The sequence below is a fragment of the Chryseobacterium sp. II3a genome, assembly GCF_057815135.1.
In genome coordinates, this window is sequence record NZ_JBYPZJ010000009.1 from 1 (window position 1) to 24583 (window position 24583).

The 24583-nt window shown below is 35.4% G+C and carries 32 protein-coding genes; 15 read left to right on the forward strand and 17 right to left on the reverse strand.

Annotated features, from left to right (window positions below):
* The 6 genes from AC3HD6_RS18535 to AC3HD6_RS18560 form a co-directional block, all read left to right on the forward strand.
* A partial coding sequence (locus tag AC3HD6_RS18535) for a transposase (RefSeq protein ID WP_488897678.1) occupies positions 1-303 on the forward strand: 303 nt, incomplete at its 5' end.
* Between the two features lie 239 nt (positions 304-542).
* Positions 543-1691 (forward strand): methionine aminotransferase, encoded by a 1149-nt coding sequence (locus AC3HD6_RS18540; protein ID WP_488897679.1) that lies wholly within the window; start codon positions 543-545, stop codon positions 1689-1691.
* 150 nt (positions 1692-1841) lie between these two features.
* A complete protein-coding gene (locus AC3HD6_RS18545; RefSeq protein ID WP_488897680.1) occupies positions 1842-2012 on the forward strand; it encodes a hypothetical protein in 171 nt (56 codons plus the stop codon).
* Between the two features lie 30 nt (positions 2013-2042).
* Positions 2043-2237 (forward strand): bacteriocin, encoded by a 195-nt coding sequence (locus AC3HD6_RS18550; protein ID WP_488897681.1) that lies wholly within the window; start codon positions 2043-2045, stop codon positions 2235-2237.
* Positions 2238-2265: 28 nt separating this feature from the next.
* Positions 2266-2466 carry a hypothetical protein gene (locus AC3HD6_RS18555; protein ID WP_488897682.1) on the forward strand — a complete coding sequence of 67 codons (201 nt, stop codon included), beginning with the start codon at positions 2266-2268 and terminating at the stop codon, positions 2464-2466.
* A gap of 31 nt (positions 2467-2497) precedes the next feature.
* Positions 2498-2689 carry a hypothetical protein gene (locus tag AC3HD6_RS18560; protein ID WP_488897683.1) on the forward strand — a complete coding sequence of 64 codons (192 nt, stop codon included), beginning with the start codon at positions 2498-2500 and terminating at the stop codon, positions 2687-2689.
* A 77-nt stretch (positions 2690-2766) separates the two neighbouring features.
* Here AC3HD6_RS18560 and AC3HD6_RS18565 read toward each other — a convergent pair whose 3' ends face one another.
* The 6 genes from AC3HD6_RS18565 to AC3HD6_RS18590 all read right to left on the reverse strand — a co-directional run bounded on the left by AC3HD6_RS18565 (position 2767) and on the right by AC3HD6_RS18590 (position 8209).
* Entirely contained in the window at positions 2767-3531 is a 765-nt protein-coding gene (locus AC3HD6_RS18565; protein ID WP_488897684.1) for an SDR family NAD(P)-dependent oxidoreductase, read from the reverse strand.
* Positions 3532-3618: 87 nt separating this feature from the next.
* Positions 3619-4557 carry a helix-turn-helix domain-containing protein gene (locus tag AC3HD6_RS18570; protein WP_488897685.1) on the reverse strand — a complete coding sequence of 313 codons (939 nt, stop codon included), beginning with the start codon at positions 4555-4557 and terminating at the stop codon, positions 3619-3621.
* 59 nt (positions 4558-4616) lie between these two features.
* Positions 4617-5396: a helix-turn-helix domain-containing protein gene (locus AC3HD6_RS18575; RefSeq protein WP_488897686.1), complete on the reverse strand. Its 780-nt coding sequence runs from the start codon at positions 5394-5396 to the stop codon at positions 4617-4619.
* Positions 5397-5401: 5 nt separating this feature from the next.
* Complete coding sequence (locus AC3HD6_RS18580; RefSeq protein WP_488897687.1) at positions 5402-6532, reverse strand: MBL fold metallo-hydrolase; 1131 nt, start codon at positions 6530-6532, stop codon at positions 5402-5404.
* On the reverse strand, positions 6529-7182 hold the full coding sequence (locus AC3HD6_RS18585; RefSeq protein ID WP_488897688.1) for an NAD-dependent epimerase/dehydratase family protein: 654 nt from the start codon (positions 7180-7182) through the stop codon (positions 6529-6531). The genes AC3HD6_RS18580 and AC3HD6_RS18585 overlap by 4 nt, the downstream gene beginning before the upstream one ends.
* Position 7183: 1 nt before the next feature.
* On the reverse strand, positions 7184-8209 hold the full coding sequence (locus tag AC3HD6_RS18590) for an SDR family oxidoreductase (RefSeq protein WP_488897689.1): 1026 nt from the start codon (positions 8207-8209) through the stop codon (positions 7184-7186).
* 232 nt (positions 8210-8441) lie between these two features.
* Between AC3HD6_RS18590 and AC3HD6_RS18595 the strand changes: the two genes are divergently transcribed.
* The 4 genes from AC3HD6_RS18595 (at position 8442) to AC3HD6_RS18610 (ending at position 9285) form a co-directional block, all read left to right on the forward strand.
* Entirely contained in the window at positions 8442-8648 is a 207-nt protein-coding gene (locus tag AC3HD6_RS18595) for a hypothetical protein (protein WP_488897690.1), read from the forward strand.
* Positions 8618-8833, forward strand: a complete 216-nt coding sequence (locus tag AC3HD6_RS18600) for a hypothetical protein (protein ID WP_488897691.1) — start codon at positions 8618-8620, stop codon at positions 8831-8833. The genes AC3HD6_RS18595 and AC3HD6_RS18600 overlap by 31 nt, the downstream gene beginning before the upstream one ends.
* Positions 8834-8866: 33 nt before the next feature.
* Positions 8867-9028 carry a ComC/BlpC family leader-containing pheromone/bacteriocin gene (locus AC3HD6_RS18605; RefSeq protein WP_488897692.1) on the forward strand — a complete coding sequence of 54 codons (162 nt, stop codon included), beginning with the start codon at positions 8867-8869 and terminating at the stop codon, positions 9026-9028.
* Between the two features lie 86 nt (positions 9029-9114).
* Positions 9115-9285 (forward strand): hypothetical protein, encoded by a 171-nt coding sequence (locus tag AC3HD6_RS18610; RefSeq protein ID WP_347218292.1) that lies wholly within the window; start codon positions 9115-9117, stop codon positions 9283-9285.
* A gap of 89 nt (positions 9286-9374) precedes the next feature.
* Here AC3HD6_RS18610 and AC3HD6_RS18615 read toward each other — a convergent pair whose 3' ends face one another.
* From AC3HD6_RS18615 to AC3HD6_RS18645, 7 genes are all read right to left on the reverse strand, one after another.
* The gene (locus tag AC3HD6_RS18615; protein WP_488897693.1) at positions 9375-10451 is read right to left on the reverse strand and encodes a hypothetical protein; all 1077 of its coding nucleotides are present in this window, start codon (positions 10449-10451) and stop codon (positions 9375-9377) included.
* Between the two features lie 84 nt (positions 10452-10535).
* On the reverse strand, positions 10536-11627 hold the full coding sequence (ychF, locus tag AC3HD6_RS18620) for a redox-regulated ATPase YchF (protein WP_488897694.1): 1092 nt from the start codon (positions 11625-11627) through the stop codon (positions 10536-10538).
* Positions 11628-11815: 188 nt separating this feature from the next.
* Positions 11816-12367, reverse strand: coding sequence for a ferritin (locus AC3HD6_RS18625; protein WP_488897695.1), 552 nt, complete (start codon positions 12365-12367; stop codon positions 11816-11818).
* A gap of 389 nt (positions 12368-12756) precedes the next feature.
* Positions 12757-14367, reverse strand: a complete 1611-nt coding sequence (locus tag AC3HD6_RS18630; RefSeq protein WP_488897696.1) for a glycoside hydrolase family 10-like protein — start codon at positions 14365-14367, stop codon at positions 12757-12759.
* Positions 14368-14506: 139 nt separating this feature from the next.
* Positions 14507-16312, reverse strand: a complete 1806-nt coding sequence (gene typA / locus AC3HD6_RS18635; protein ID WP_068943644.1) for a translational GTPase TypA — start codon at positions 16310-16312, stop codon at positions 14507-14509.
* 135 nt (positions 16313-16447) lie between these two features.
* Positions 16448-16654, reverse strand: a complete 207-nt coding sequence (locus AC3HD6_RS18640; protein ID WP_488897697.1) for a bacteriocin-like protein — start codon at positions 16652-16654, stop codon at positions 16448-16450.
* Between the two features lie 84 nt (positions 16655-16738).
* Complete coding sequence (locus AC3HD6_RS18645; RefSeq protein WP_488897698.1) at positions 16739-16990, reverse strand: DUF1294 domain-containing protein; 252 nt, start codon at positions 16988-16990, stop codon at positions 16739-16741.
* Positions 16991-17129: 139 nt separating this feature from the next.
* On the opposite strand from AC3HD6_RS18645, the gene AC3HD6_RS18650 reads away from it, so the two are divergent.
* The gene (locus tag AC3HD6_RS18650; protein WP_488897699.1) at positions 17130-17486 is read left to right on the forward strand and encodes a hypothetical protein; all 357 of its coding nucleotides are present in this window, start codon (positions 17130-17132) and stop codon (positions 17484-17486) included.
* Positions 17487-17597: 111 nt separating this feature from the next.
* Here AC3HD6_RS18650 and AC3HD6_RS18655 read toward each other — a convergent pair whose 3' ends face one another.
* Together AC3HD6_RS18655 and AC3HD6_RS18660 are read right to left on the reverse strand one after the other, a co-directional pair.
* On the reverse strand, positions 17598-18146 hold the full coding sequence (locus tag AC3HD6_RS18655; protein WP_488897700.1) for a type 1 glutamine amidotransferase domain-containing protein: 549 nt from the start codon (positions 18144-18146) through the stop codon (positions 17598-17600).
* Between the two features lie 151 nt (positions 18147-18297).
* The gene (locus AC3HD6_RS18660) at positions 18298-18972 is read right to left on the reverse strand and encodes a YceI family protein (protein ID WP_488897701.1); all 675 of its coding nucleotides are present in this window, start codon (positions 18970-18972) and stop codon (positions 18298-18300) included.
* Between the two features lie 301 nt (positions 18973-19273).
* Here AC3HD6_RS18660 and AC3HD6_RS18665 point away from each other — a divergent pair, with 301 nt between their 5' ends.
* From AC3HD6_RS18665 to AC3HD6_RS18680, 4 genes are all read left to right on the forward strand, one after another.
* Positions 19274-19432, forward strand: a complete 159-nt coding sequence (locus AC3HD6_RS18665) for a bacteriocin-like protein (protein WP_419716450.1) — start codon at positions 19274-19276, stop codon at positions 19430-19432.
* 85 nt (positions 19433-19517) lie between these two features.
* Positions 19518-20183, forward strand: coding sequence for an O-methyltransferase (locus AC3HD6_RS18670; protein ID WP_488897702.1), 666 nt, complete (start codon positions 19518-19520; stop codon positions 20181-20183).
* A 96-nt stretch (positions 20184-20279) separates the two neighbouring features.
* The gene (locus tag AC3HD6_RS18675) at positions 20280-22403 is read left to right on the forward strand and encodes a Tex family protein (RefSeq protein ID WP_488897703.1); all 2124 of its coding nucleotides are present in this window, start codon (positions 20280-20282) and stop codon (positions 22401-22403) included.
* 39 nt (positions 22404-22442) lie between these two features.
* Positions 22443-23075: an HAD family hydrolase gene (locus AC3HD6_RS18680; protein WP_488897704.1), complete on the forward strand. Its 633-nt coding sequence runs from the start codon at positions 22443-22445 to the stop codon at positions 23073-23075.
* Between the two features lie 32 nt (positions 23076-23107).
* Here AC3HD6_RS18680 and AC3HD6_RS18685 read toward each other — a convergent pair whose 3' ends face one another.
* Together AC3HD6_RS18685 and AC3HD6_RS18690 are read right to left on the reverse strand one after the other, a co-directional pair.
* A complete protein-coding gene (locus tag AC3HD6_RS18685; RefSeq protein WP_488897705.1) occupies positions 23108-23713 on the reverse strand; it encodes a hypothetical protein in 606 nt (201 codons plus the stop codon).
* Positions 23714-24580, reverse strand: coding sequence for a hypothetical protein (locus AC3HD6_RS18690; protein WP_488897706.1), 867 nt, complete (start codon positions 24578-24580; stop codon positions 23714-23716). It lies immediately after the preceding gene.
* Positions 24581-24583: the final 3 nt, after the last annotated feature.

Sequence of the window (24583 nt, forward strand, 5' to 3'; positions counted from 1 at the left end):
GTTCCGTTCAAAAATCAATCAGGAACCATCGTAAAAAAAGAACGTGTATCGAAAATGGCGAATCAAAAACTCAAAAAGCTGCTTCATTTATCTGCCATGGCAAGTATACGAGCAGACAAGGAATTAAAAACCTATTTTCTGAGAAAAGTAGAAGAGGGTAAAAATAAAATGAGTGTTCTTAATGCTATAAGAAACAAATTAGTACATCGAATAATGGCCGTAATCAAACGAAAACAGCCATTTTTTCCAAAAGAAGAATTTTTATCAATAAAAAAAACTTATAATACTTGCTTATTAACATAGAAATCTATTGTGGTTAGATTTTTTTTACCACAATAGGCACATAGAATATTGTAATGAGAGGATTTTATATATTATCCTTGATAAAGAATCTTTGGTTTTCTTCTACCTTACAAACAGTTTGTCTGATAGCTCCTGGCACCTTTTCGTTCTCCAACCTAAAAATGAATCCATAAAAAATATTTAAATGAGTCACGTTCTAAATAATTCATTAAATTCGGTATCAACAAAATCTGTTTTTTATGATACAACTTCCTTTATCGAAACTTTCCAATGTGGGAACTACTATTTTCAGCCAAATGACGCAGCTTGCCAATGAAAATGAAGCGATTAACCTTTCTCAGGGATTTCCTGATTTCATGCCGGATTCCGAGTTATTAAACAATGTGGATCTCTTTGTGAAAAAAGGTTTTAATCAATATGCACCTTTGGGAGGAATGATTGGCTTAAAGGAAGAAATTGCAAGAAAAATTGAGAACAGCCACCAGAGTTCTTATCATCCTGATTCAGAAATTACGGTTACTGCGGGCGGAACCCAAGCCATTTTTACTGCTATTGCCACTTTTATCAAAAAGGATGATGAAGTAATTATTTTTGAACCTGCATATGACTGTTATGAGCCTACGGTAGAACTTTTCGGAGGTATTGTAAAACGATTTGAAATGAAAGCTCCAGATTATCAAATCGACTGGACTGCTGTAAAAAGCCTGATCAGTGATCAAACCAAAATGATTATTCTTAACAATCCGAACAATCCATCTGGAAAGATTTTAAAAGAGGAAGATATTAATGAATTGATTCAATTGGTAAAAGGCACTTCGATTCTTATTTTAAGTGATGAAGTGTATGAAAATATTGTTTTTGACGGTAAGCAGCATTTAAGCATCTGTAAATATCCTGAACTTAAAGAAAGAAGTCTTCTTGTGGCTTCATTTGGAAAACTTTTCCATGTTACGGGCTGGAAAGTAGGATATTGTGCTGCTCCCAAAGCTTTAATGGATGAATTCAGAAAGGTACATCAGTTCAATGTTTTTTGTGTGAATACTCCTATCCAGCTTGCTTTGGCTGAGTATATGAAAAACGACGAGCATTATACCTATCTTAACCAGTTCTTTCAGGAGAAAAGAGATTTCCTGAGGAATGGACTTTCCGGAACTTCTTTTGAATTATTAGATTGCGAGGGAACTTACTTTCAGGCTGTAAAATATGCTAAGATTTCAGATAAAAATGATTTCGATTTTGCCAGTGAACTGACAATCAATCATAAGGTAGCCAGTGTTCCGTTTTCTTCATTTTACAAAAACAAACTGAATGAAAATGTGATCAGATTGTGTTTTGCCAAGAAACAGGAAACATTGGAAAGAGCTTTAGAGAATCTTTCAAAGATATAACAATAAGATTACAGAAACATTTTTTAGTTTATTCTCAATAATAGCTTCATTTTAAAGAATAAAGAAGAAAACATATTTAATTTTTCTCTCAAAACAGTGATTTACTATTAAAACTTTTCATATATTCGTAACTTATTAAAAATCAGAATCATGAAAAGAAAATCATTATCAAAAGGAAAAAAACTGGATAAAAAACAGCTCCGAACGATCAATGGAGGACTTTTAATGTGTCTTGATCCTTCATTAAGATGCAGACAATATCATCCGAAGTGTGCAGAAGATCAATGTAAGCCGGACCAACCACGAGAACCTTGGAACTAATTTCACAACAATAACCATAACATCACTATTATGAAAAAACAAACTTCTCTAAAGGCCAAGAAGCTTAGTAAAAAAGAACTAAAAACAATAGCAGGAGGTCTTATAGATTGTATGCCTGCTCAGGAAATTTGCCTGCCTCATATGGAGCCATGTCACTCAAATGTGGATGAGAATGGCTGTGCTATGATTTCTCCTTATTGTGGACAAAAAATATGCAGACCTTAATAATAACCTATTTATTACAATTTGAACTATGAACAAAAAAATTTTATCAAAAGGAAAGCAACTTAGTAAAAGAGAATTAAAAACCATTGCCGGAGGGATGCTCAATTGTATGGAACCGGGAACTCCATGTTCAGGTCCGGATTGTCCGCCAATTAGCACACCAAACGACCCGAGAGATTACTGCACCAAATTCTCTCCACGTTGTGCTCAGGAAGTTTGCAGACCATAAGTCTCACTCATAACCATTAAAAAGCGAGAACATGAACAATCAAAATTTAAACAAAGGAAAGAGATTAGCCAAAAAAGAGCTAAAAATGATTACAGGAGGAGGAGACGTAAGATGTAAAATTTCCGGAGACCGCTGTCATTATTATGGGCCGGGATGCAGAGAAAAAGAATGTCAACCTCCCATCCCTGTGGATCCAATCGATGATCCAATTAAAATTATATAAAACAAAAAGAACCGGCATACTTTACCGGTTCTTCTTATTTTATTTTTCAAAAACTTGAAAATCAAAATATAATTTCATTATAGAAACATTCCTCCCGAAGCTTCAATCCTTTGCCCATTAATCCATCCTGCATCATCAGTACATAGAAATGCCACCACTCCACCAATATCGTCGGGAAGCCCTACTCTTCCTAGAGCCGTTGAACCAGCTACCATATCATTGATTTCTTTATTGTCTCTTACTCTCCCGCCTCCGAAATCGGTTTCAATAGCACCCGGCGCTATTACATTGGCCTTTATTTTTCTGGAACCCAATTCTTTGGCCATATATTTAGTCAGCATTTCCACGCCCGCTTTTATAGAGCCATATACAGATGAACCAGGTGTTGCAAATCTGGCCAATCCTGAAGAAATATTGATAATTCCTCCACCGTCGTTAATGAAAGGCAATAGTTTTTGAGTTAAGAAAAAGACTCCTTTGAAATGAATATCCAGCATATCATCCATCTGCTCTTCCGTTACTTCTGTAATTGGAGCATATAAAGCGGTTCCTGCATTATTGACAAGGTAATCAATAGCAGCATTTCCAGTAGTCTCTTTTACGTAATCAGTAACGTTTTTCACAAATGCATCAAAACTTTTACGATCTTTAGTATCTAACTGAAAAGCTGTTCCTTTTCTGCCCATCGCTTTTATTTCTTCCACTACAGCTTCTGCTTCTTCTTTATTGCTTCTATACGTAATGATAACATCCAGTCCTTTTTGGGCAATTTTAAGGGCTGAGTTTTTACCTAATCCGCGGCTTCCTCCGGTTACCAATACTATTTTTGTTTTTGCTTCCATATTTTTGGTTGTTTTAGTGATACAAAGTTGGGGCATTTACAGCAGAAAGAGTTTACCTAAATCAATCCGAAATTTGCAAAATTCAAATCAGGAGCGAAATTCTAAAGGGGTAAATGTGGTTTTTCTTTTAAAAAAGTTTGAAAAATGGGCAATTTCTTCAAAACCAAGAGCATAAGAAATTTCAGATACATTCCATTGGGTTTGCTTCAAAAGAATTTTTGCTTCCTGAATGATACGATCACCAATAAATTCAGTCGTGGTTTTCCCGGTATTTTCTTTTAATCTTTTATTGAGATAGTTGACATGCACAGATAATCTTTCAGCATAATCATTGGCTGCTTTCAATTGCAATCGCTGCACTCTTGATTCGATAGGAAACTGTCTTTCCAGCAATTCTATAAATAAAGACACCACCCTCATAGAAGCATCTTTTGAAACCGAAATTTTTGTGGCAGGCTGCAGCTTTTGTCCATAATGAATAAGCTCCCATACATAATTCCTGATCAAATCATACTTAAATAGATAATCTGAATCTATTTCCTTTTTTATTTTTTTAAAAAGGACCTCTATTTCATCTGCCAATTCATGATCAATTTCAAATATAGGAACCGCTCCCGGCTGAAAAATAGGCAGATTTTCTAAGGTATTATAAGACGTTTCCTTCATAAAGAAGTCCTCTGTAAATACACAAAAACTCCCTGATTGCCGAGTATCCTCTGGAATCCAATGGTAAGGAACTTTGGGAGTGGCAAACAGCAATGCATTTTTTTCAATGGTAATGGTCTTATCGGCATATTCTGCTCTGTTTTTCCCTCTAATCAAGCTAATCTTGTAATATTTTCGTCTGTTATAGGGCATTTCGGAAGTACTCCTTACTCTTTCAAGGGTTTGAGCAATATCGAATACATTAAAGTGTCCAATATCTTTATGGAGTCCTTTGGGGAATATATCCTCAAGGCTTTTTCCCAGCTTAACGGTCATTTCTCTATAAAAATCTTCTAATGAGGCATGAGCTATTTTCTCCATAATCAATCAGTTGTAAAATTCAAATATACAAAGTTATGAAACAGTGAGATATTAAATAATTATAAACTGCTTGCAGATACTCCGAATTCTTTTTTAAAAGCAAAAGAAAAGTGTGAAAAATCTTCAAAGCCTAGATCAATATAAATATCTGTGGGCCGCTGCTTCTTTTCTTCAATCAAAAACCGGGCTTCCTGTAATCTTCTTTTGATAAGCCATCGATTGGGTGTTTCGTTGAATATTTTTTTGAAATCCCTTTTAAAAGCTGATAAACTACGTCCTGTAAGGTAAGCAAACCTTTCTAAATGCACATTAAACTTATAATTTCTCTGCATAAATTCTTCAAGATCCATGCGCCCAGGAATACCAAAATCAAATAATATATCTGATAATTCCGGATGCAGCTGCAATAAAATAAGCAATAATTCTTCTCTTTTCAAATCTGAAAATGAAATGCTTATTTCTCCGGAATCAGAGTAATAAGGTTCTAATGATAGCAAAAAACTATCGATTAGTGGATCCTTTTTAATTGGAACAAACGCATCTTTTGATGGGTGGTTTTGAAAAGACAGGCTGTATTTTTTTTGAAAATTCTGTAAAAACTGTTCATCAAAAATAAGAATCACCTTTTCGAATTCATTATTGTCTTTTTGCTTATTGTATCGTGCTAAACGGTTTTTTCGTACTATACAGCTATCTCCGGGGTTCAGTGTGTAGTGTTTATTTCCATCATAACCATTCATGGTTCCTTTGGCCAGAAACAAAAAGAAATGCTCCGCAATAAATTGTTCCGGAGAAATGACCGGACCGATAAAACAGGATTTGATTTCCGTTATTTTCATTGTGCTTATTTTATGTTTTTCCACCATTGTTGAAATGGCTGTTTCTCATCATTCAAAATAATCATTTCGCCAATCATAGGAGTAGCCAAACGATAGGGTTTTGATCTGGACAGTTCTGAAATGCGTTCTAATGGCTCATACCAGGGATGTCTGGCCAATGTAAATTTGGAATGGTGTACAGGGAGCATATTCCTTGCTTTCAGTTCCGTAGCAGCTAATGCGACTTCTTCTGGAAGTTCATGTACTGACTGCCATGCTTTATTGTATTGTCCACATTCCATAATTGCCCAATCTATAGTTGGATATTTTTCAGCAATTTTTTTAAAACGTTCGCTATAACCACCGTCTCCGCTATAGTAAATATTCATGGCTGGTGATTGAATAAAAAATGACAGCCATAAAGCCTGTGAACTTTTAAAACCTCTTCCTCCATCATGATGGGTACTTTCTGCATAGATTACAAATCCTGGTTTTACTTCCAGCTTATCTCCCCAGTCTTTTTCAATAATCTGCTGCCTGGTATATCCCCATCTTTCATAATGAGCACCTGCTCCCAATCCACATATTACATATTTAACCTTTGACTGAAGAGCTTTTACCGTTTCATAATCCAAATGGTCATAATGATCATGAGAAAGCAACATATAATCAATCTCAGGCATATCATCTACTGTATAAATATCACTCCCTTTATATGCTTCTACTCCCCAGGGCAGCGGAGATGCTTTTCCACTAAAGACCGGGTCTACTAAAATTTTCACTCCATCCAGCTGCAAAAAGAAAGATGAATGTCCAAACCAAACGATCACATCTTTAGCTGTATTAATAGCTTTCAGATCGGTTTTTATTGATGGTAAAAGTTTTAAAGGCTCTGTGTCCGGGTATTCTTTCATCAATGATCTCCATATTTCTCCAAGAAAACTATAACCTTCAGTGATGGTTGGTTTTTCTTCAAGATTTCTGAATTTACCATCTTTATAATGATAGGATTTTTTCATCAGTTCCAATCTTTCACCTTCAGGCAATGCTCCGAACTGTGGTTTTTTCATATATAAAAAAACAATGAAAATAATCATGGCAAACAGACACAATAAAGCAATGGCTGCTCTTTTCAATATTTTAAAAAATTTCTTCATCGGGCTGCTGTTTTAATGTCTGCTACTTCCAGAATCGACTTACTGTATCCTTTTGAAGTACAGTGAATCATTGCCAGAGCCACTTCCTCCATTTTGCAAATCCAGCCTGGAAAAAACAGATACCATAAAGGTGACAGACTATCAAAAATACGATAAATAAAGCGAACATTTTTTTGTCCTTTTACAGGCTTCATAAAGCCTGGCCGAAAATTATATACTGCATGAAAGGGAAGCCTGAGCAAAGCATTTTCAGTCTTTCCTTTTACTCTTGCCCACATTACTTTTCCTTTTTCTGTGCTGTCAGTACGGTTACCTGAGATGTAGATAAAAGTCAATTTCGTATCGATTTGAGATAATGTTTCCGCAAATGGAATCACAAAATCGTATGTTTTCTTTGTAAAGCTTTCTTCAGTTTCTCCAACAGAGCTTGCTCCTGCACAGAAAAAGCAGGCATCATACCCTTTAAGCTCGGTGGGATAATTTTCTATTTCAGAAAAATCTTTGACAATCAATTCTTTCAACTTCTCGTGCTTATGAATCAGTGGTTTTCTAGCGATTACCAGAACTTCCTCTACAGCCGGATTTCTCAGACAGACCAGCAGAACGCCTTCACCTACCAATCCCGTAGCTCCTGTGATGACTATTTTCATTTTAAATCTGATTAAATTTAATTAAGCTTTTTGCTGTTGCCAATATAGCATCTTCTGCACTTCCTGGCTGCCATCCTAATATTTTTTTTGCTTTTTCACTGCTTGCTTTTTTTACCAGACCTAGATGAGGAACAATCATTCTAATTTTGGGATTAAAAATGGCAATCAATCGTATCATCCAGTTAGGTAATTCTTTTCTTGGAACCTTCGTTGCTGCATCGCCTAAATTCTTTCTGAGAATTTCAGCCACTTCCAGCATAGAGAGCGCTTCTCCTGATACGGCAAGAAAACGTTGTCCATTCGCTTCAGGCATTGTTAAAGCTCTAAAATGAAGATCTGCAACATTCCGCACATCCACATATCCTGTAATGAGCTTGGGACAACCTTTCATTTCTCCGTTGAGCATCTGCTTTATAATTTGAATAGAATGGGCATAATCATTAGACAGAATGGGACCTAGCACTGTTGTTGGATTTACTACTGATAACTCCATTCCATCCCCTTCATTTTGTATAAAATCCCATGCGGCTCTTTCAGAAATGGTTTTAGAACGCTGATAAGGAGCTACTGTATCATTAATTATTGTCCAATCTTCTTCTGTATAAGGGGTATCCTTTAAGGTACCATAACTTACCGCTCCGAAAGCAGAGGTTAATACTACTCTTTTCACTCCAGCTTTCTTAGCAGCACGCAGTACAAAGAGTACTCCGTTTTTAGCAGGGATTACAAAATCATCTTCTGTTTTCGCATCTGTATTCGGGGTAGGTGATGCCGTGTGGATAACATACTGGCAACCCTCAGCTGCATTATCCCAGCTCAATTCATTTTGTAAATCGGCTTCAGTAAAGGATACATCTTCTAAGGAAATTATTCCTCCCTCTTTAAGCATTTCTTTTACCAATTCTGCTTTTTTAAGGGAGCGAAGTGCGGCTTTAACTTTATACCCATTATTAAGCAAAGTAATCATACAATAGCAGGCAATAAATCCTGAACCTCCGGTTACCAAAACGGTTTCTTTTTTTTCCATTTTCTTTACGTATTTATAAAGCAAATTTCTTTATTAAAATATAGATAGAATTTGTTGAAAAGTCCATTTTTATATGTTGAAAAGTTCACCCTATTGAAAAAACTTAATTAAGCCTCAATTACCGATTTAATCATGTTTTATCAAAATGATTGTTATTTTTTCCACAAAACGTGATATATATTGAATTATTTTTATTACATTCGTGTGGACTAACCTACTAAAAATCAGAACTATGAAAAATCAAATTTCACAATTCGGTAAAAAACTTAATAAAAAAGAACTTACTACTATTAGAGGAGGACTCCTTAACTGTATGGAGCCAGTACTTTGTCCAACTCCATATGAACCATGTGAATCTCCATATCCTAATGGCTGTACTATCATTTCTCCTGTCTGCGGACAAAAAGAATGCAGACCTGCACCTATCACTATAGAATAATCATCAAACTTCTTAAAATTATTACTATGAAAAATGCAAAAAAACTAAACAGTAAAGAGCTAAAGTCCATCAAAGGAGGATTACAGATGTGTCTTGATCGTGAAACGGGACGCTGCATAGATACGGGAATAAGATGTGCAGAAAGAGAGTGCAAATATGTACTTGAACCTCCATTTCCATTTTAAAAGATAATCTCTAAACTATAAAAAATCGAAATTATGAAAAATCAAAACTTAAACAACGGAAAAAAACTCAATAATAGAGAATTAAAAAGCATTACTGGTGGATTAAGACAGTGTATAGATCCTATGACCGGCCAATGCAGAGCTTTTGGGTTGGGATGTGCTGAATTACAGTGCAGACCTGTTCTAGAACCATAGGCAACAGGTAATGAAAGAACCTGTTTCTATTTACCTATACTCCGCTCAAATAACAATGGTACGCCCATTTTTAAAATAGAGAAATTATGAAAAATCAAAACCTAAATAACGGCAAAAAGCTGAACAAAAAAGAATTACGATCAATCAAAGGCGGATTACTGCAGTGTATTGATCCGGCCACAGGTTTCTGTACAACTATTGGCCCAAAATGCTTCGAAAGAAGGTGTCAAATCATTATCCATCCACCATTGGATTAAACAGGAACCTCATGTTATTTTTTATAATTTGAGCACTTCCATGAATTTGGAAGTGCTTTTGTTTTTTATAGGTGAAATTACAGATTATTTTAAATAACATATCCGCCAACCACTTTAAGCACCCACTTCCCATTTTCATAATCCGCAGAATAATCATTTTTATAGAAACTTCCTACTTTGTAAATATAAAAACTGTTTGGATTCTTCTCATTTTTTTGTATTGGAGAAATAGTCTCTTCAATAATATCTGCTACTCTGGTATAATAAGTCTGCTTCTTTTTGTCTTCAGATATAAATAATACCTTTTGAGCAGGATTAACCTGATGAAAATATTCACAATCAGTTTTATACACCTGAAATTCATAATCCAAATTTGCAGCCCCTACAAAAGTGTCAGACAGCAGTTGATCATAAAGCCGGGTGAATTTGTTCTCTGATGATTTAAACATAGGGTTTTTATCCTCAAAATCATTGATTCCATCACCGTCTGTATCTTTCTTATGAGGGTTTAGCCCAAAACTATTCTCGAAAATATCGTTATAACCATCGTGATCAGAATCCTGCATCAGATCTTTTAATTTAATTTTGAACAATTTACCATCGCCTAATACTGAATAATCTTTATAAGCAATACGCTCATCTGATTGTAAAGCTTTTACCAAACTTCCTTCGATGTGAAGAAAATCCCCTTGAATGAATGGCCGCTGCTGAAGTTTATTGAAATAATATTGGTTAGGGCTTAGTCCTAAAAAATACGCAAAGGGTTTATTGTTCTCTACTTTAAGAAGCCAGTATCCTAGTCTATTAAGTCCCAGTCCGTACAATATATTTCCTGATTTTTGTTTAGCAAAGCATAGGAGTTGATCAGAAAAATGTTTATCCCATATTGCCAAGCTATTCTCCGTTGTCCCTTCTTTTTCTCTAGTATACTGCTTCTGAAGAGGAAATTCTGTTCTATCAGTTTTAAAGTCTCTATATTTCGTCAGATCAATAATTTCAAGATAACCAGGCTTTTCCTTAAGAATTTGTTTTAGTGTATAAGTTTGGGGTTCATCTTTTAGAATGACAACATCTTCAGTATTTATCTTATCTACGAAACAATTATCTTCAATAGGCTTCGAACATGAAAAGAATAAGACCATAATCGTAAAGTAAATGATTTTCATCGTACAGTTTTTCTCATGAAAGCAAAAAACGCTCCCAAACAATTATGGAAGCGTTTTTTTATAAACTAACTTTAATATTTTTTCTTATACGTTGAATCTAAAGTGCATGATGTCACCATCCTGAACGATATATTCTTTACCTTCTACGGAAAGTTTTCCGGCTTCTTTTACTTTTACTTCTGAACCGTATGTCATATAATCATTATACTTGATTACCTCTGCACGGATGAATCCTTTTTCAAAGTCGGTGTGGATTACTCCAGCAGCCTGAGGGGCTGTCCATCCCTGTCCGATAGTCCATGCTCTAACTTCTTTTACTCCAGCTGTGAAATATGTTTGAAGTTTTAAAAGATCATAAGCTTTTCTGATCAAACGGTTTACTCCCGGCTCTGTAAGTCCTAGTTCATCAAGGAAAATTTCTCTTTCTTCGAAAGTTTCAAGTTCATTGATGTCAGCTTCAATCTGGGCAGCTAATACAACAACTTCTGCTCCTTCATTTTTAGCCATCTCTTCGATCTTAGCAATCCATTCGTTTCCGTTTTTGATAGAATTTTCATCCACGTTGCAAACATAAAGCACCGGTTTATTGGTTAAAAGCTGAACTTCGCCAATGATAGACTTCGTAAAGTCATCCACTGCAAATTCTCTTGCATTTTTCCCATCTTCAAGGAATTTTTGTAAATTTTGAAGCGTTTCGTAAGTCAGGATATCTTCTTTCTTACCGGATTTGATGAATTTTTTAGCTTTTTCAACTGCTTTTCCTACTGTTTCAAGGTCCTTCAGTTGAAGCTCAATATCAATAATTTCTTTATCTCTTAACGGATCTACTGAACCTTCTACGTGAACGATATTTCCATTATCAAAACATCTTAAAACATGAATGATCGCTTCACACTCACGAATATTTGCCAGGAACTGGTTCCCCAATCCTTCTCCTTTGCTGGCACCTTTTACAAGACCTGCAATATCAACGATCTCAACTACAGCTGGCAAAACTCTCTCAGGCTTTACGATTTTCTCCAATTCAAATAATCTCTGATCCGGCACTGAAACGGTTCCCAGGTTCGGTTCAATAGTACAGAAAGGATAGTTTGCTGATTGAGCTTTTGCGTTGCTCAGACAGTTAAAAAGTGTTGATTTACCTACATTCGGCAGGCCTACAATTCCACATTTCATATTGTAAAATTCAAAGTTTAAGGTTTAGGTTTGAAAGTTTGCGGATTAAGATTCAAAATTTTTCATTCTGATTTCCGATTCCTAAACTTTCAGCGTGCAAAGATAGTGAATTTTAAGAGAGTTTCATAATAAAAAAATCTGCCAGCATTCTGGCAGATTTTCAAACAGTTTCGCTTTATGAATGATTTTTATGGATTATCTCCTGTGGCACTCTGAGCCAGTGGTACATCATTCGGAGCTTCCTGTAAAGTTTTATCTAAAGTAAATAAAGACTCATCTGTAGCTCTGTCACCGCCTGCAATTTTCAATTTATCAATCAGGTTCTGAGCTAATGTTTCTTCTTCAATCTGTTCCTGAACAAACCATTGCATAAAATTCCATGTAGCCCAATCTTTTTCAGCCATAGAAAGGTCTACAATTTTATAAATAGCTGTTGTATTGTCTACTTCATGTTTGAAAACACCATCAAAGCAGGCTGTAAGACTTTCAGGATCAGCTGGAGGTGCCGGAATGGAATCTACTTTAGGCTTTCCTCCTCTGTTTAAAATATATTCCATAAATTTAATCGAATGGTTTCTTTCTTCCTGTGCATGACGATAGAGAAAATTAGCAATTCCCTGATACCCTTTATCATCGGCCCAAATTCCATACGATAGAAAAACGTGTGATGCATGAATTTCCTTATTCATCTGATCACTAAGTGCTTTTTCCACTTTTGCGGAAAGTCTTTTAGTATTCATAAATGTTATATTTTGGTGATTATGGAACTGATCATGCAAAAATGATTCCGCGAAGGTTTCTATTTTACTTAAAAATAAGCCTATCAGTTTACAACATTTTGATTTTCATTATTTTAAAATGATAATTTATAGTTATTCTAAAATAAAAGGCTTATAGTCACTAAGGGATTAAGCTCAAAACCTAAGAGGATAATATTGTTGGAATTTAATTTAATGCAAAGGTTTAATGAATAAATGGCTCTATACGTTCGCAGCGGCATTAATACTTAGCAGAGAATATCGCGGAATTAAGGTTACAAAATACCACAAAAAAGGGTTCAACTGTATGTTAAACCCTTTTATATTGATTAAAACTTAATGGCTTTTACAATACCATGATAAGTTTTTCTTTATTTGATTTTTTTGGCCATATAATCACTTTCGTTTCCTAATCTATCAATGGCTTTGATGGCTACTCCGTTCAATTTTTTCCCATTTTTGAATTTTGGAATATCTTTGAAAAGGGTATCCAATGGTAGGATTTCTGTTTGCCAAACTCCGTCATATTGAGTGAATAATACCCATTGGAAAACTTCTGAAGCATTTTTTGTACTCCACCTTGTCTGAGCAAAGCTTCCGTTATCTGTAATAAATAAGGTCGGGGTTTGTAATGGAACGGTTTTGATCCATGGAGATTTCGGAACTAATGCCTTCTCGCTGTAAGGGCCGTTTTTCAGCGCTGGAAGCATTCCTGGATTTTTAGTTAATCCTGCAATACTCCAGTGAATCTCTCCTGCATCATTCTTCAGAATCTTTCTGGAGATATCAATCTGATTCTTGATTTCTGTTGGACGGTCATACGTTTTAATTTCAACAGTATTCAAGCCTGGCCATAAGTGACGTTTCATGGTATTTTCTGACTGCCACCAGTTTAGTAATGCCTCAAATCCCTGACCTTTAGAATCAATTGGCCAGTATAATTGTGGAGAAAAGTAATCTACCCAGCCTTTGTTTAACCATAATTTAGCATCAGCATACAGCTCATCAAACTGAGATGATCCTACAATTCCTGCAGGATATCCAGGTTTCCAGATCCCGAATGGACTGATTCCAAATCTTACATTATTTTTTTCTGCATGAATTTCTTTATAGATACGTTCTACAAATTTATTTACGTTATCTCTTCTCCAATCTGCTCTTGACAGAGTTCCGCCACTGTTTTGATAAGCACTCCAGGTCGCATAATCCGGAAAATCTGCTCCTTTGTTGTAAGTAGCGTACGGATAGAAGTAATCATCAAAGTGAATGGCATCAATATCGTATCTTTTTACGATATCCTTTACTACATTGGATACGTGATCCTGTGTTTTTGGGTTCGCTGGATCAAACCAATACATCCCATTTTTTAATCTTACCACAATGTCAGACATTCTGTTGGCCATTGACATTTTATTGACGTTACCTCCATTGGTGTGGTGGGCACGGTAAGGATTTAACCAAACGTGTAATTCCAATCCTCTTTTGTGGGCTTCTTCAATCCAGAATAATAACGGATCATAGCTGGGATAAGGAGCCGTTCCTGTTTCTCCTGTTAAAAAGTAAGACCAAGGTTCGATATTACTTGTATACAGCGCATCTGCAGAAGGTCTGATCTGAAAAATAGCTGCATTGAAATTATTATCTTTCAGCATATCCAGCATACTAATGGCTTCTGCTTTCTGCTGTTCTACGGTCAGGTTGTTTTTTGACGGCCAGTTGATATTTGCTACACTGGCAATCCATGCACCGCGGAATTCTCTTTTGATCTCCGGAAGGTTGGTTCTGAATGTTTCTTCCGTTGATGTTCCTGTTGTAGGTTTTACTGCTACAGGAGGTTTTGGCTGGGTGGTGGTAGTGGTATTAGGTTTTGTTGTATTTCTAACAGGCGGAGTCTTTGTTACATTGTTCTGAGTAGAACATGAGGTGCTGTAAGACGCTAGAACTCCCATTAAAACGATAAGTTTTAGTTTACTCATTTTCATAGCCGCAAAACTACTTTAAATTAAATTTTAATACTTTGGATATTGTTGTGAAAAAATAAACATTTTTTCCTCTTCTTTAGAAAAAAAGCCTCGAAAAATTCGAGGCTTTTCTATATGATATGATTGTAAATCGAAATGATTACGCTTTCGCTGATCTTTCAACTCTTTTTCTTTCTTCTTCAGAAAGGATTTTCTTTCTCATTCTGATGAAGTTTGGAGTTACCTCGATGGCTTCGTCAGCCTGGATATATTCCATACATTCTTCAAGAGAGAATAAGATTTTTGGTGCAACACCTGTATCTTTATCTTTTCCAGAAGCTCTCATGTTGTTCAACTGTTTTGCTTCTACGATGTTTACTACAAGATCTCCAGGTTTGTTTTGTTCTCCAATGATCATCCCTGTGTAGATTTCCTCACCCGGATCAACGAAGAATTTACCTCTGTCTTGTAATTTAGCAATAGAATATTCCGTAGCAGGACCTGTAGTTTTGCTGATCAACACCCCATTGTTTCTTCCCGGAATAGCTCCTTTGAAAGGCTTATATTCTGTGAAACGGTGAGCCATGATAGCTTCTCCAGCAGTAGCAGTCAGCATTTGAGAACGTAATCCGATCAAACCTCTTGAAGGAATTTCGAATTCCATGTGCTGCATTTCTCCTTTAGTTTCCATAATGTGAAGGTCACCTTTTCTCTGAGTTGCCAAGTCGATAACTCTTGATGCATATTCTTCAGGAACGTCCACTACTAAAGATTCGTAAGGCTCACAGCTAACTCCGTCAATTTCTCTTAGGATAACCTGTGGCTGACCGATCGTCATTTCATATCCTTCTCTTCTCATTGTTTCAATTAAAACTGATAAGTGAAGAATACCTCTACCGAATACTAAGAATGTGTTCGCATCATCAGTTTGCTGAACTCTTAATGCTAAGTTTTTCTCTAATTCTTTTGTTAATCTTTCTTTCAGGTGGTTAGAAGTAACATATTTACCGTCTTTACCGAAGAAAGGTGAATTGTTGATAGAGAACGTCATGTTCAATGTAGGCTCATCAATAGCCGTTCTTTCCAATGGTTCAGGATTTTCAAGATCTACGAAAGAATCACCGATCTGGAATGCATCGAAACCTACTACAGCACAGATATCTCCAGCTTGAACTTCAGTTACTTTTTTCTTTCCTAATCCTTCGAAAACGTAAAGTTCTTTTACTTTACCTTTCAACACTTTTCCATCTGCCTGAGCAAGACCAATCCATTGAGATTCTTTGATCTCTCCTCTTGTTACTTTTCCGATGGCAATTCTTCCTAAGAAAGAAGAGAAATCAAGAGAAGTAATCTGCATTTGAAGGTTACCTTCAGTTACTTTTGGAGCTGGTACATGTTCTAAGATACCATCTAATAATGGTAAAATATCTTCAGTCTGTTCTAATGAAGTGTTGAACCAACCTTGCTTAGAAGACCCGTAGAATGTTGGGAAGTCTAATTGCTCTTCAGTAGCTTCAAGGTTGAAGAATAAATCAAATACCTGATCGTGAACTTCGTCCGGACGGCAGTTTGGTTTATCTACTTTATTGATAACCACTAATGGTCTCAATCCTAATTCTAAAGCTTTCTGAAGTACGAATCTTGTTTGTGGCATTGGTCCTTCGAACGCATCCACCAACAGGATAACTCCGTCAGCCATTTTCAATACTCTCTCTACTTCTCCACCGAAATCCGCGTGACCAGGAGTATCAATTACGTTAATTTTAGTGTCTTTATAAGTAACAGAAATATTCTTGGATAAGATGGTGATCCCTCTTTCTCTTTCAAGATCATTATTATCCATAATTAATTCTCCACTCTCCTGATTTTCTCTGAAAATGTTGGTTGCGTGGATGATTTTGTCAACCAAAGTCGTCTTCCCGTGGTCAACGTGTGCGATAATCGCAATATTTCTAATGTTTTGCATATAGGATTTTTACGAGTGCAAAAATAGTGATTTTTAATGAAAAACAATTTTATTGGATAAATAATTAACATTCTGTTTAAAATACACGTTTACAGAGGCATAAAAAAAAGAGTGTTAAAAAACACTCTTAAACGGTTATGCACATAAAGACGAATCACATGGATCAACTGCCGGTGCATCGCCACATATAATAGCAAAATCACCACAATTACTGGAATCTCCTGTAGGCCATCCCCATCTCAGTGTACAAGTATCGGGATCCTTACATCTCACCATTCCTTTTGCAATTCCTCCTGTCAGAGTTTTCATTTCGTCTCTTGTCATTTTTCTTACATTTTTCATAGTTATAAAGTTTTTGATTGTTGAATGATAAATGTAAGAAAAAACCGGATTCAAAAAATATTTTTTTGAATGAGGTATTCTATATCAATGTCTTATCAAACGGTATAACAGTACAACATCAATTAAAACTACGATGAAAAATTTTACCAGAAAAGACTTTTTAGATACTTTATGATTAAAAATGACCATCCCTGAAGCTGCACCAATAATTCCAATCAATGAAAGACCTAAAAGAGTATTCTCAGAAATCCGCCATTGTTGTCTTTTGGCTTGGAGTTTATCAAATCCAAAAACACCGAAGGTAATAAGGTTAGTGATCAACAGAAAAGGAATCATTCTACAATTAATTTGTTGCAAAAATAAAGTTTAATTTATATCTGGGAAAGTTCTAAGGCTAACGTTTATTACTCTCTACCATGGCTGCAACGTTGATCAAATAAGATTTTATAAATTTGCCTCCTATAAAAATGAATCGATGACAGTATATGATTTAGCAGGAACTTATTCTATCAAAGGAAGTAATCAGGAACTATCTGACCAGTTTTCTTATCAGGGTACCTTAATTTTATCTGTTGATGAAAATGCCAGGATGATTGCCCAGTGGACTATTGGTGATCATATCCAAAACGGTACCGGATTTTACAAAGACAGTATCTTAGTCCTTAATTTTAATTATGAAGGTGATGATCATAACATTTATAAAGGAGTTGCGGTATACCGTTGTTTAAGTAAAGATATATTGGATGGTTTTTGGTCTGAAAAGCATGGAAATCCTTTATATTTAGGAAGTGAATATTGTGTACGTATTCAGAATTCATGGATTTTCAATTAATCTGTTTTTTCATGATCAATACTATTTCGTACAATCTCAAAAGATTTCTATGATTTCTATAAAAAGCCCGGAATTTTATAATTCCAGGCTTTATAAAGTTTTTGATAAAGGCTATAATATTTGGCCCGCATGTTTTCCTTCCTTAAATTCTTCCACCATTTTAGCATTAAAAGCGGGAAGATCTTTTGGGGTTCTGCTTGTTACCAGCCCATTATCTACCACCACTTCCTTATCTTCCCAATGGGCTCCGGCATTGATAAGATCTTTACTGATTGATTTTACGGAAGTCATATGTCTGCCATTGACTACCTTTGCGTTGATTAAAACCTGTGGCCCGTGGCAAATAGCTGCTACTGGTTTATTCTGTATAAAAAAATCTCTTACAAATGCCAGTGCTTGCCCATTCGTTCTTAACTGATCAGGATTGATCACTCCGCCGGGCAGGACCAAAGCATCATAATCAGCAGCCTTCACTTGATCCAATGTTTTGTCAACATGATAATCTTTTCCCCAATCTTTTTCAGCCCATGATCTGATGGTTCCTGCTTCAGGACTTACAATATGAGCTGCCCATCCCTGCTGCTCCAAATATTCTTTGGGTGATTGAAGTTCGCTTTCTTCAAAGCCGTTTGTCGCCAGAATTGCAATTTTTTTTGACATGATATTAAAATTTTGGGTGTTATCTTTAATGAAAAGAAAAAATAATGCCGTCTGGGTGTTATAAATTACTAAAAAAGGTTAAAAATATACACAAATACAAAGAGCTGCCTTAGAAGGACAGCTCTTGATTTATATAAAGTATTATATTACCTTATTTTTTTGCTTTTACATCGATAGCAATTTCTATGTCTTTGCTGATCATCCATTCTGCAGGATCAGTTTCAGTAGTTCCAAATTTGATTCCCCAGTCTGTTCTGTTTACTGTGAATTTAGCCTGAATAGCTGCTGTATTATCTACTACATCTACTTTAGCCGGGAAAGTAACATTCATTGTTTTACCCATTAATGTCAGGTTTCCGCTTACAGTTTTGTTAGCTCCTGCTACAGCATCCTTTGGTGCTTCTTTTAGGTCTGCTACACTTGTAATTTTAAAGTCTGAAGCTGGATTTTTCGCTACATCAAAGAAATCTGGGTTCTTAAGGTGAGCTTCAAGATCTGCTGGTTTTTTATCTTTTTCAGTTACTGAAGCAGGATCTACTTTAATAGAAGTCATATCAATATTGAAGTTTCCAGCTACTACTTGTCCACCTTCAATGCTTAAATCTCCTGATTTTACATTAAGAGTTCCCCAACGTGGAGCAAAACCTCCTTTGTGGAAAGCTTTCCAGTTGACTACAGAAGCTGTAGTATCTACTGCTAATACTTCACCTTTGCTCTCAGCAACGGCTTGTTCGGTAGCTACTGATGTATCTGTTTTTTCTTTATTCGTACATGATGCAGCCATCAATCCTACTGCTACTAATGCAATTACGCTAATTTTTTTCATATTATTGAACTGTTTAAAAAAGTTTATTGTTTTCGGGTACAAAAATAGACAAACCTTATGGGTCTTCTCTTATCATACATCAAGAAATGTAAATTTCGCTACCAACGTTAGGAATTGTAATATGGTGAGAAATAAACGAAAACTGAAATATTTATTTCATTATTCTATTTTGAATTTTATATTGTTCAACAAAATCACTGTTTTTTTTAACATATCCCTGATATTCTAAAAAATATTTTTATGTTAAATCCCTAAACCAAGAATAATTTATATATTTAGTCTCACAAACTAAAATTATACCATGAAAAATTTAAAAAAAATCACGAAAGAAAATCTAAAATCAATTAAAGGTGGAATTGATTTTTGTAAAGCTGGTTATATGTATGTTTGCGAAGACATAAGCGTATGTGACCCAATGCTAGGTGTCCCTTGCTCTTGCAGATGCATTCCGATTGTATAAAACAGATCCCTCTCCCAGAGGGATCTGTTTTGCTTTATACAGAGATTTCAAAATTCACTACCTTCGTTTCAATCAAATCAAAAATATGAATCCGCAATTATTTGAAAAAGTAGATGACTATATCAGTAATCTGATAGCTCCTGAAGATATTGTACTTCAGGAAACCATCCAATCTCTGGATGCAGCTGCCATGCCACAAATCAGTGTAACCCCGGTACAAGGGAAGTTTCTTCAACTGATGCTTCTCTCCTGTAAAGCTAAACGTGTATTAGAATTGGGTACTCTTGGGGCTTACAGTACCATTTGGATGGCCAGAGCGCTTCCTAAAGATGGTAAAGTGATTACCGTAGAATTTGATCCTCATCACGCTGATATTGCCACTCAAAACATTACAAAAGCAGGCCTTTCTGATCAGATTGATTTACGGATCGGTAAAGCAATGGATGTATTGCATGAACTTATTGCTAAAGGTGAAGAAGCTTTCGACTTTATTTTTATTGATGCCGATAAACCGCCTTATACCGAATATTTTGAACTGGCATTACAATTATCTCATCCGGGAACCATCATTATTTGTGATAATGTCATCCGGGAAGGTCAGGTTTTGGATGAAAACACCCATGATGAGAAAGTGAAAGGCGTACAGCGTTTTAATCAAATGCTGGCTAACAATCCAAAAGTTACCGCTACGATTATGCAAACCGTAGGAGCAAAAGAATATGATGGAATGGCAATAGCAATTGTCCATTAATTCTTAGAATCAAATTTAAAGTAAAAACTATTCAAGGTGGGGCAACCCGCCTTTTTTCGTTTTAAAATCCTATTTTAGCTATCCGAAAACAGAACAATGACGACCGTAGAATTTATACAGAAGCAGCTCAATATTTCTGAGAAGAGCATCAACAATACGTTACAATTATTAGCAGAAGACTGTACCATTCCTTTTATTTCCCGTTACAGAAAAGATAAAACCGGAAACCTGGATGAAATACAGATTGAGCAGATCGCCAAGATCAGCAAACAGTTTGAAGAGATTGTCAAAAGAAAGGAATCTATTTTAAAATCGATAGAAGAGCAGGATGCTTTAACTCCTGAACTGAGACAAAGAATTGAAGAAAGTTTTGATATTCAGGAACTGGAAGACTTATATCTTCCTTTTAAGAAGCGTAAGAAAACGAAGGCTGATGCTGCTAAGGAAAAAGGATTAGAACCTTTAGCGAAAATCATTATGAGCCAGAAAAATAATGATATCCTGTTACTGGCTGCCAAATACCTGAACAATGAAGTTTCTTCTGAGGAAGAAGCGCTTCAGGGAGCAAGAGACATCATGGCCGAATGGATCAATGAAAATATGTATGTCCGTAAAAACCTGCGCCGTTTGTTCCAGCGTAAAGCTGTTGTCACCTCTAAAGTGGTGAAGGCTAAAAAGGATGAAGAAGATGCCCAGAAGTTCTCCCAGTATTTCGAATGGGAAGAAAACCTCAGCAGAACACCTTCTCACAGGCTTTTGGCGATGCTGAGAGCAGAATCGGAAGGTTTTGTGAAAACCAATGTGGGAATTGACAAAGAAGAAGCCATCGATTTTATTGAAAAAGCGATTATCAAATCTAATAATGAAAGCTCTGAACAGATTGCTTTAGCCATTAAAGATAGCTATAAAAGACTGTTAGAACCTGCTATTTCCAATGAAGCTTTACAGGAAGCTAAAGAGAAAGCCGATAAAAAAGCGATTGAAATCTTCTCTGAGAATCTGAGTCAACTGCTTTTAGCTCCGCCATTGGGAGAAAAAAGAATTCTGGCGATTGATCCAGGTTACAGAAGCGGCTGTAAAGTGGTTTGTCTGGATGAAAAAGGTGATCTTCTTCATAATGAAACCCTCTACCCTCACGCTCCGCAGAATGAATCCGGGATGGCCATGAAAAAGATTCGTTCTATGGTGAATGCTTATAATATTGAAGCGATATCTATCGGAAATGGAACAGCAAGCCGTGAAACGGAATTTTTTATCAAGAAAATTGCTTTTGATAAGCCTTTACAGGTTTTTGTGGTTTCTGAGGCAGGAGCCTCGGTATATTCTGCGAGCAAAATTGCCAGAGATGAGTTTCCAAGCTATGATGTAACCGTTCGTGGTGCCGTTTCTATCGGAAGGAGACTTTCTGATCCGTTGGCTGAACTGGTAAAAATTGATCCGAAATCCATTGGAGTTGGACAATATCAACATGATGTAGACCCAACTCAATTAAAGAATGAACTGGATTCTACTGTGATGAAATGTGTGAATTCTGTTGGAATCAATTTAAATACAGCTAGTAAATCTCTATTAAGCTACGTTTCCGGAATTGGAGAGAAAATGGCTGAAAACATTGTGAATTACCGAGCTGAAAACGGTGCTTTTGAAGACAGAAAGCAACTTAAAAAGGTTCCGAGACTTGGAGAAAAGGCTTTCCAGCAGGCGGCAGCGTTTGTACGAATCAGCAATTCAAAAAATCCGCTGGATAATTCTGCTGTACACCCTGAAGCGTATGGCATTGTAGAAAAAATGGCTAAGGATCTTGGTATTAAAGCTGATGAACTGATTGCCAACAAGGAAAAAATTGCATTGGTAAAACCTGAAAATTATATTACAGGAGACATTGGGATCCTGGGAATTAAGGATATTTTAAAGGAGCTTGAAAAACCAGGCTTAGATCCAAGAAAAGCAGCCAAGGTATTTGAATTTGATCCTAGCGTAAAAAGCATTAAAGACCTGAAAATAGGTATGATTCTACCGGGAATTGTTAACAATATTACCGCTTTCGGATGTTTTGTAGACCTTGGAATTAAAGAAAGCGGGCTGGTCCACATTTCACAGCTTAAGGGCGGATTTGTTTCTGATGTAAATGAGGTTGTGAAACTGCATCAACATGTGAGAGTAAAGATAACTGAAGTGGATGAGGCAAGGAAAAGAGTGCAGTTGAGTATGATTCTATAAATGCTTTATTTATTATTTTAACCATTAAATAAAAAGACTTTGAGTTATAAAAATCTAATTTTCGATCTGGATGGAACATTATGGGATTCCAGAGCTACGATTATCAAAATATGGAATGATGTTTTAGGTAAGCATCAATTGATCCAAAAGGAACTGAAACCTGATGATATGAATCAGTATATGGGCTTACTGGCACATGATATTCTGAAGGATATGCTTCCCGGAATTTCAGACCTGCAGATTCAGGAACTTCTTTCTGAAGTGGTAACCGAAGAAAATAAAGTATTGGGAATACAGGGTGGTATTCTTTATCCCAGTGTTGAAGAGACCTTGAAAAGCCTTGCCAATACAAACAACCTTTTCATTGTAAGCAATTGTCAGGACGGCTATATTGAATCGTTTTTAGAATATTACCAATTCAATAATCTCTTCGTAGATTTTGAATCTCATGGGCGCACTCAAAAAACGAAGTCAGAAAACATACAGCTTCTCATGGAAAGAAATGGATTATCTGTTGAAGATTCTGTATATGTTGGTGATACTCAAACTGATTACGATTCTGCGGCTTCCAACGAACTCGCTTTTATTTTCTGTGAATATGGTTTTGGAAAGCTCTCCAGCCCACATGAAGCCCAGATTTCAGGTTTCTCTGATTTAAAAAATTATATTTAAATAAAAACCGACTTACGTTTTGTGAGTCGGTTTTATTTTGATGTGACCTTTTGTATTGGCATTTCAATAATTCCGTTATGAGGTGGAGAGGTCAAAAAACTAGATATAAAATACTCATTCTTCCTTTTAATTAATGTTAATAGAGGTGGGAGATTTTCATTTCCTCCTTCTATTATTCTTTTGGTAAAAAACTCTATAGAATCTTTATTAGTTGTAGCGAAAATTCCTCCAAAATATTCCTGATAGTTATCATCCTTATCATACCTTTTACCTTTATTATCTGCCAACCAACTTTTAAATATACAACTATCTGGATTTACCATGTTTAGCTCTGCATAAGAAATAGATTCCCTCCCCCAACCATCAATTACATCATTATTTTCCATAATATATAAGCCTTTCCACTTTTGAAATAATTTTTCAGATATAAACTCATCTTCTCCTTTCAGTTCGTATTCTAAACTTAGTGTATCTTTATTTTCTTTTTTATTATCATTTTGATTTTTTAGCAATGTAGAATTCTTATGTTTTTCATTTACCGGACTGTCTGTTTTTGTGCATGAAAATATCTGTATCAGCAACAATATGCCCAATAATTCAATGCTTATTTTATAAATTCCTTTATTTGTTTGAATCATCTATTTATTACTCATTTCATCAGAATTTAATTGATTTTTTTTAATCATGGGAAGAATATGTTGTTTAAAATAATTCATCTCTGTAACATTCATCTTTTGAGTCAGCTCCTTTCCAAAAATAGAATTAATATTTATAAAACTTTTATTTATCGTTTCAAAACTGGTATAAAATGAAGGTCCAAGCTGTACTTCTATTTTGGGCATCCTATCAATCTTTTTAACCAGTGGAAGATATTTTATTTCTTTTTGTGCCTCAGGCTTTAAAAGTAATAGATCTTTCTCTTTAGTCTTTATGTATCCTAAATTCATATCTAAAAAGTCTTCATCAACAAAATACCCTTGTGAAACTTCAAAAATATAATCTACCAATGAAGAATCATTATATTTTACACTTTGCTGAATAAAGAAATAAGGATCATTTAAAAACATTTGAATGAAAAGGTTTTCATACAGTTCTATCCCGTTATAGGAAACTGTTTCATTTTTTGAAATCTCGGATAATATATAAAAGGCATTACTATCAGATAATTCTACTATTCTCAACAATAATAACTGACAAATGAGGGAAGACTTCAACTCATCTTCTTCTGTTTTAGCATCTGCCAAATATTCTATAAAATGACTTCTGAAATTTTTATTCAAAAGATCTTTTATCTTAATATTTTCGATGTAATCTTCCTTATATTGAAATCTCCTGAGCAAAATGTTATCCTTATCAAACAGAAAGTTATTGTCTAACTGTATTTGATCAATAAGTTTACTTTCCTGATTTAATTCTATTGTTTTTTGTTCCATACGGTCATTATCTTTTTTATTATTCTGGCAACCTATAGCAAGGAAAAGTGTAATCAATAGGAATATTCTCATAAA

Bases quoted from the DNA above. Each gene is read 5' to 3' on its own strand.
- AC3HD6_RS18540 (WP_488897679.1), top strand. From the start codon at position 543: ATGATACAACTTCCTTTATCGAAACTTTCCAATGTGGGAACTACTATT.
- AC3HD6_RS18545 (WP_488897680.1), top strand. From the start codon at position 1,842: ATGAAAAGAAAATCATTATCAAAAGGAAAAAAACTGGATAAAAAACAG.
- AC3HD6_RS18550 (WP_488897681.1), top strand. From the start codon at position 2,043: ATGAAAAAACAAACTTCTCTAAAGGCCAAGAAGCTTAGTAAAAAAGAA.
- AC3HD6_RS18555 (WP_488897682.1), top strand. From the start codon at position 2,266: ATGAACAAAAAAATTTTATCAAAAGGAAAGCAACTTAGTAAAAGAGAA.
- AC3HD6_RS18560 (WP_488897683.1), top strand. From the start codon at position 2,498: ATGAACAATCAAAATTTAAACAAAGGAAAGAGATTAGCCAAAAAAGAG.
- AC3HD6_RS18565 (WP_488897684.1), bottom strand. From the start codon at position 3,531: ATGGAAGCAAAAACAAAAATAGTATTGGTAACCGGAGGAAGCCGCGGA.
- AC3HD6_RS18570 (WP_488897685.1), bottom strand. From the start codon at position 4,557: ATGGAGAAAATAGCTCATGCCTCATTAGAAGATTTTTATAGAGAAATG.
- AC3HD6_RS18575 (WP_488897686.1), bottom strand. From the start codon at position 5,396: ATGAAAATAACGGAAATCAAATCCTGTTTTATCGGTCCGGTCATTTCT.
- AC3HD6_RS18580 (WP_488897687.1), bottom strand. From the start codon at position 6,532: ATGAAGAAATTTTTTAAAATATTGAAAAGAGCAGCCATTGCTTTATTG.
- AC3HD6_RS18585 (WP_488897688.1), bottom strand. From the start codon at position 7,182: ATGAAAATAGTCATCACAGGAGCTACGGGATTGGTAGGTGAAGGCGTT.
- AC3HD6_RS18590 (WP_488897689.1), bottom strand. From the start codon at position 8,209: ATGGAAAAAAAAGAAACCGTTTTGGTAACCGGAGGTTCAGGATTTATT.
- AC3HD6_RS18595 (WP_488897690.1), top strand. From the start codon at position 8,442: ATGAAAAATCAAATTTCACAATTCGGTAAAAAACTTAATAAAAAAGAA.
- AC3HD6_RS18600 (WP_488897691.1), top strand. From the start codon at position 8,618: ATGCAGACCTGCACCTATCACTATAGAATAATCATCAAACTTCTTAAA.
- AC3HD6_RS18605 (WP_488897692.1), top strand. From the start codon at position 8,867: ATGAAAAATCAAAACTTAAACAACGGAAAAAAACTCAATAATAGAGAA.
- AC3HD6_RS18610 (WP_347218292.1), top strand. From the start codon at position 9,115: ATGAAAAATCAAAACCTAAATAACGGCAAAAAGCTGAACAAAAAAGAA.
- AC3HD6_RS18615 (WP_488897693.1), bottom strand. From the start codon at position 10,451: ATGAAAATCATTTACTTTACGATTATGGTCTTATTCTTTTCATGTTCG.
- ychF (WP_488897694.1), bottom strand. From the start codon at position 11,627: ATGAAATGTGGAATTGTAGGCCTGCCGAATGTAGGTAAATCAACACTT.
- AC3HD6_RS18625 (WP_488897695.1), bottom strand. From the start codon at position 12,367: ATGAATACTAAAAGACTTTCCGCAAAAGTGGAAAAAGCACTTAGTGAT.
- AC3HD6_RS18630 (WP_488897696.1), bottom strand. From the start codon at position 14,367: ATGAAAATGAGTAAACTAAAACTTATCGTTTTAATGGGAGTTCTAGCG.
- typA (WP_068943644.1), bottom strand. From the start codon at position 16,312: ATGCAAAACATTAGAAATATTGCGATTATCGCACACGTTGACCACGGG.
- AC3HD6_RS18640 (WP_488897697.1), bottom strand. From the start codon at position 16,654: ATGAAAAATGTAAGAAAAATGACAAGAGACGAAATGAAAACTCTGACA.
- AC3HD6_RS18645 (WP_488897698.1), bottom strand. From the start codon at position 16,990: ATGATTCCTTTTCTGTTGATCACTAACCTTATTACCTTCGGTGTTTTT.
- AC3HD6_RS18650 (WP_488897699.1), top strand. From the start codon at position 17,130: ATGACAGTATATGATTTAGCAGGAACTTATTCTATCAAAGGAAGTAAT.
- AC3HD6_RS18655 (WP_488897700.1), bottom strand. From the start codon at position 18,146: ATGTCAAAAAAAATTGCAATTCTGGCGACAAACGGCTTTGAAGAAAGC.
- AC3HD6_RS18660 (WP_488897701.1), bottom strand. From the start codon at position 18,972: ATGAAAAAAATTAGCGTAATTGCATTAGTAGCAGTAGGATTGATGGCT.
- AC3HD6_RS18665 (WP_419716450.1), top strand. From the start codon at position 19,274: ATGAAAAATTTAAAAAAAATCACGAAAGAAAATCTAAAATCAATTAAA.
- AC3HD6_RS18670 (WP_488897702.1), top strand. From the start codon at position 19,518: ATGAATCCGCAATTATTTGAAAAAGTAGATGACTATATCAGTAATCTG.
- AC3HD6_RS18675 (WP_488897703.1), top strand. From the start codon at position 20,280: ATGACGACCGTAGAATTTATACAGAAGCAGCTCAATATTTCTGAGAAG.
- AC3HD6_RS18685 (WP_488897705.1), bottom strand. From the start codon at position 23,713: ATGATTCAAACAAATAAAGGAATTTATAAAATAAGCATTGAATTATTG.
- AC3HD6_RS18690 (WP_488897706.1), bottom strand. From the start codon at position 24,580: ATGAGAATATTCCTATTGATTACACTTTTCCTTGCTATAGGTTGCCAG.